We start from the raw sequence: 4,786 nt of genomic DNA, 5'->3' as shown, positions 1-4,786 counted from the left end.
GCCTCGGGCTTCGCCGGGACCGCGGGCTTCGCGGGCGCGTCGGACTTCGCCGCCGGTGCGGTCTCGGCCGCCGCGGTGTCGGTCTTCGGCGCCGGCTTCACGCGGGGAGCGGCGACGGTCGGGGCGGGCTCCGCCTTCTTCACGGCCGGGGCGGCCACGGTGGGCGCCGGTGCGGGCGCGGCGGCCTCGGGCGCCGGCCGTTCCTTCTGGACGGATCGGCTGACCCAGGTTCCCTGGTGATCACGCGACGTCCCACCCGCCACCACTCCGCGGCCGCGGCCGGCGGGGCGACTGGCGATGGGCTCGTCGTCATCGTCGTCGTCGACGGGAGCCTTGAACGCTGCTGTGCGCTCGTCGGCGCGCGCGGACGGCGCCGACGGTGCGGACGCGCGGGGCGGCTCGGGCGCGGCAGGTTCCGGTTCGGGTTCGGGGTCGAGTGCCCGCGAATCGGACGGATCCCGGACCACCGGAATTTCACCGGTCAGCTCGGCGACGGAGATTCCCCCCTTGACGCCGCGACGACGCCGCCCGCCCCGGGACTCCACCTGCTGCCCGTTGCGTTTGAGCAGCTCTGACACAGAGATCTGCTGACTGTCCTCGGTCATCGAGCACCCACCATCAATTCACCGCCCATTTCCGTATCGAGCTTGCGGAGGATCAAACCCTCACGCAGAGCCCAGGGGCAGATTTCCAGTTCCTCCACGCCCAGTGCTCTCATGCTGGCCTCCGCAACGAGTGCTCCGGCCACGATCTGCTGCGACCTGTCGGAGCTCACCCCTTCCAATTCTGCACGGTCCGAGGCCGTCATCCGCGAAATGAAAGCTATGAGTTGCCTGAGACCGCTGGCGGTGAGGGTGCGCTTGACCCGCGGGCCGGCGCCGGACGGCGCTGCGCCCGTCAGCCGGGCCAGCGAGCGGAACGTCTTGGACGTGCCGACCGCCCGATCCCACTGCCCCGCCGCGCGCAGTTCCTTCGACGGGACGGTCAGTTCGGCGTCCAGCCAATCCCTCAGCACCGCCACGCGACGCTTGCCCGGCGGGTCGGCCTCGAGCCAGTCCCGGGTGAGCCGTCCCGCGCCGAGTTGCAGCGACAGCGCGACGTCCGGGTCCTCGTCGCCGCCCGCCGTCAGCTCGAGGGATCCGCCGCCGATGTCGAGGTTCAGGATGCGGCCCGCGCTCCACCCGAACCAGCGGCGCACGGCGAGGAACGTCAGCCGAGCCTCGTCGACACCCGACAGAACCTCGAGCGTCACCCCGGTCTCGGCGTGTACCCGCTCGAGCACGGCGTCCGAATTGTTGGCGTCGCGCACGGCGGACGTGGCGAACGCCATCAGCTCACCGCACCCCGACGTCTTCGCGATGCTGGCGAAGTCTGCCACCGTCGAGACCAGGCGATCTGCACCCTGGGAGGTGATGTCACCCCGGTCGTCGGTGTTCTCCGCCAATCGCAGAGTCGACTTGGTCGAACTCATCGGTGTGGGGTGGCCGCCCCTGTGGGCGTCCACTACGAGAAGATGGACGGTGTTGCTTCCGACGTCGAGTACCCCTAGTCGCACATTGACACGGTACTGGGTCTACCGTCGGGCTTTGTGACAGCACGTAAAGCAGGGCGTTCACACAAGATGACACCCAGCCCGGAAGTACCCCTCGACTTCGCTCGCGAATGGGTCGAATTTCCCGATCCCGACAACAGCGAGCACATCATCGCCGCGGACATGACGTGGCTGCTCTCCCACTGGACCTGCGTGTTCGGCACCCCCGCCTGCCAGGGCATCATCGGCGACCGGCCGGACGACGGCTGCTGCTCCCACGGCGCGTTCCTCTCCGACGAGGAGGACCTGGAGAAGCTGAACAAGTCAGTGAAGATGCTCACACCCGAGGACTGGCAGTTCATGGAGAAGGGTCTCGGCAAGAAGGGTTACGTCGAGGAGGACGACCTCGAGGACGAGCCCGCGCTGCGCACCCGCCGCTACCACGGCGCCTGCATCTTCCTGAACCGTCCCGGCTTCGAGGGCGGCGTCGGTTGCGCGCTCCACTCGATGGCCCTCAAGCGCGGGATCGAGCCTCTCGAGGTCAAGCCCGACGTGTGCTGGCAGCTCCCGATCCGCCGCACCCAGGAGTGGGTGGAACGCCCGGACGGCGAGCAGATCCTCAAGACCACCATCAGCGAGTACGACCGGCGCGGCTGGGGCGAGGGCGGCTCGGACCTGGACTGGTACTGCTCCGGCTCCCCCGACGCCCACGTCGGAGTCAAGGCCGTCTGGYAGTCGTACGCACCTGAGTTGACGGAACTGCTCGGCAAGGCGGCGTACTCGGAGTTGGCGAAGATGTGCAAGCGCAGGGCAGGCCTCGGCCTCGTCGCCGTGCACCCCGCCACCGCCGCCGCCCAGCGGAAGGCCGCCGAGTAACGCATCAGACCCATCGGTCGATTTACCCGTCACGGCCCCATTCCGGGCACAGCCATGACGGGAGAGATCATGTTCGCTCGAATTCTGACAGGTGCCCTGTTGACCGCCGCCGCGACGCTTGCCCTCGCGCCGACCGCGTCCGCCCAGCCGACCCCGGACTGGAACACCTTCTACGACAAGACGGCGAACTTCGTCGCACCGTTCGATCCGGGTGCGTTCGGCGACAAGGGTGACCGGGCGCTCGTGCTGAGCCCGTACGGAACCGGCCGGGTCATCGAGTGCAAGGGCGACGGGCACTACGTCGCGGTCTACTGCAGGCAGTTCGACGACCAGGGTCGCGAACACGCCCTCACGCAGGTCATCTCGGCGCCGTTCCGCGGTGTCTACGTGTACAACCCGTTCTGACGCACGCCCACGAATTCGTCAGCCGCACACGCAATTGCGTGTGCGGCTGACGAATTCTTCTGTAACCGTGGCGGATCGGCGTCCGCTCACGCCTCCAGTTTGTAGCCCAGGCCTCGGACGGTGACGAGATGCTCCGGCTTGGCCGGGTCGGTCTCGATCTTCGAACGCAGACGCTTGACGTGCACGTCGAGGGTCTTGGTGTCGCCGACGTAGTCCGCGCCCCACACCCGGTCGATCAGCTGCCCGCGGGTGAGCACCCGGCCCGAGTTCCGCAGCAGGTACTCGAGGAGGTCGAACTCCTTGAGCGGCAGCGTGACAGCCTCGCCGTTCACCTGGACCACGTGACGTTCGACGTCCATCCGGACCGGCCCCGCCTCGAGGACGGCCGAGTCCTGCGCGACGTCGAGTTCGCTGTCGACGCCGCGGCGCAGCACCGCGCGGATGCGGGCGATCAGTTCCCGCGCCGAGTACGGCTTGGTCACGTAGTCGTCGGCGCCGAGTTCGAGGCCCACCACCTTGTCGATCTCACTGTCCCGTGCCGTCACCATGATGACGGGGACACCGGACCGGCTGCGGAGTTGCTTGCAGACGTCCGTGCCGCTCATGCCGGGCAGCATGAGGTCGAGGAGGACGATGTCGGCACCGGCCCGGTCGAACTCGGCGAGCGCGGACGGTCCGTCGCCGACGATCGTCGTCTCGAACCCTTCCTTGCGTAACAGGAATGCCAATGGGTCGGCCAGTGACTCCTCGTCTTCCACGATCAGCACACTTGTCATCGCTTGGCCTCCATACCGGTTTCTCTCTTCCCGACGTTTCCGCTCTCGGCGTCCACTGTCTCGATGTGTGCAGGAATCTGYAGGGTAAACGTCGAACCTGTTCCGGGCTTGCTCCACAGGTCGATGGATCCGTTGTGGTTGGCGGCCACGTGTTTGACGATCGCAAGACCGAGTCCCGTTCCGCCGGTCGCGCGGGCACGCGCCTTGTCGACGCGGAAGAAGCGTTCGAACACGCGCTCCTGGTCGGCCTTGGCGATGCCTTCGCCGCGGTCGGTCACCGAGATCGCCACGTTGTCGCCGCGGATCGACCGGCTCACCGACACCGGGGCGCCCTTCGGCGAATAGGCGATCGCGTTCTGGACCAGATTGGACAGGGCGGTGACGAGCAGGGCGCGGTCGCCGAGCACCTCGTAGCCGCTGTTGTGGTCCGTGGTGACGGCGATCCCGGCGGCTTCCGCGGAGATCTTGCAACGCTGCAGCGCCTCGTCCACCACCTCGTCGACGGAGACGGCTTCGAGGTCGGGCAGTTTCTCGGCGCCCTGCAGCCGCGACAGCGCGATCAGTTCGGTGACCATCTTGCCGAGCCGGACGGATTCACTGAGCACGCGTTCGCCGAAGTGCCGGACCGACTCGGGGTCGTCCGCCGATTCGAGGAGCGCCTCCGCCAGCAGACCCATCGCGCCGACCGGGGTCTTGAGTTCGTGACTGACGTTGGCGACGAAGTCGCGGCGGGTCGCTTCCATCCGGACTTGCTCGGAGTCGTCGTCGGCGAACAGGACCACGAAGTTGTGGTCTTCCTTGCTGAGCAGACGTGCGGTGCCGCGCACCGCGATCCGATCCCGTCCCCGCTGCGGGTTCTTGGTACTCAGGTCGACCTCGACGGGTTCGCCGGTTTCGAGGACCCGGAGCGCCGCCACCCACGCACGGTCGTCGACGAGCCGGTTCCGCACCAGGCCCAACTCCTCCGCCCGGGGGTTGAACAGGACGACGTCGTGGAACTGGTCGACCACGGCGATGCCGCTCTCGGAGGCCAGCACGATCAGGTCGAGGACCTGCGACATCGTGAGCCCGGACTTCTCTTCCATCCGCTGCGCCTGCCGGGTGGACAGCATGGGGATCAGCACGCCACCGACGAGGTAACCGACGAAGCCGCCCACGATGGCAAGCAAGACGGCTTGAACAACACTCACGCCTGAAT

Annotated in this window: 5 protein-coding genes and 1 pseudogene; 2 read left to right on the top strand and 4 right to left on the bottom strand. The window is 67.7% G+C overall.

All coding sequences use genetic code 11. The annotated features are described in order from the left end of the window. Window positions 1–605, bottom strand: a pseudogene (locus tag AC1D1G_RS41890) (hypothetical protein); the annotation flags it as partial. After that, a complete protein-coding gene (locus AC1D1G_RS41885; RefSeq protein ID WP_105415996.1) occupies window positions 602–1,555 on the bottom strand; it encodes a Ppx/GppA family phosphatase in 954 nt (317 codons plus the stop codon). The gene AC1D1G_RS41885 and the pseudogene AC1D1G_RS41890, both read right to left, overlap by 4 nt. A gap of 66 nt (window positions 1,556–1,621) precedes the next feature. Between AC1D1G_RS41885 and AC1D1G_RS41880 the strand changes: the two genes are divergently transcribed. Continuing rightward, a complete protein-coding gene (locus tag AC1D1G_RS41880; RefSeq protein WP_477956566.1) occupies window positions 1,622–2,407 on the top strand; it encodes a DUF3109 family protein in 786 nt (261 codons plus the stop codon). Between the two features lie 69 nt (window positions 2,408–2,476). After that, the gene (locus AC1D1G_RS41875) at window positions 2,477–2,812 is read left to right on the top strand and encodes a hypothetical protein (RefSeq protein ID WP_317570141.1); all 336 of its coding nucleotides are present in this window, start codon (window positions 2,477–2,479) and stop codon (window positions 2,810–2,812) included. Between the two features lie 86 nt (window positions 2,813–2,898). On the opposite strand, the gene AC1D1G_RS41870 is transcribed toward AC1D1G_RS41875, so the two are convergent. Next, a complete protein-coding gene (locus AC1D1G_RS41870) occupies window positions 2,899–3,588 on the bottom strand; it encodes a response regulator transcription factor (protein ID WP_005251956.1) in 690 nt (229 codons plus the stop codon). After that, on the bottom strand, window positions 3,585–4,778 hold the full coding sequence (locus tag AC1D1G_RS41865; protein WP_280779878.1) for a sensor histidine kinase: 1,194 nt from the start codon (window positions 4,776–4,778) through the stop codon (window positions 3,585–3,587). The genes AC1D1G_RS41870 and AC1D1G_RS41865 overlap by 4 nt, the downstream gene beginning before the upstream one ends. Window positions 4,779–4,786 lie beyond the last annotated feature (8 nt).

It is taken from the genome of Rhodococcus sp. P3_B8, from assembly GCF_056402775.1.
This window is presented reverse-complemented; position numbering and strand designations above follow the sequence as displayed.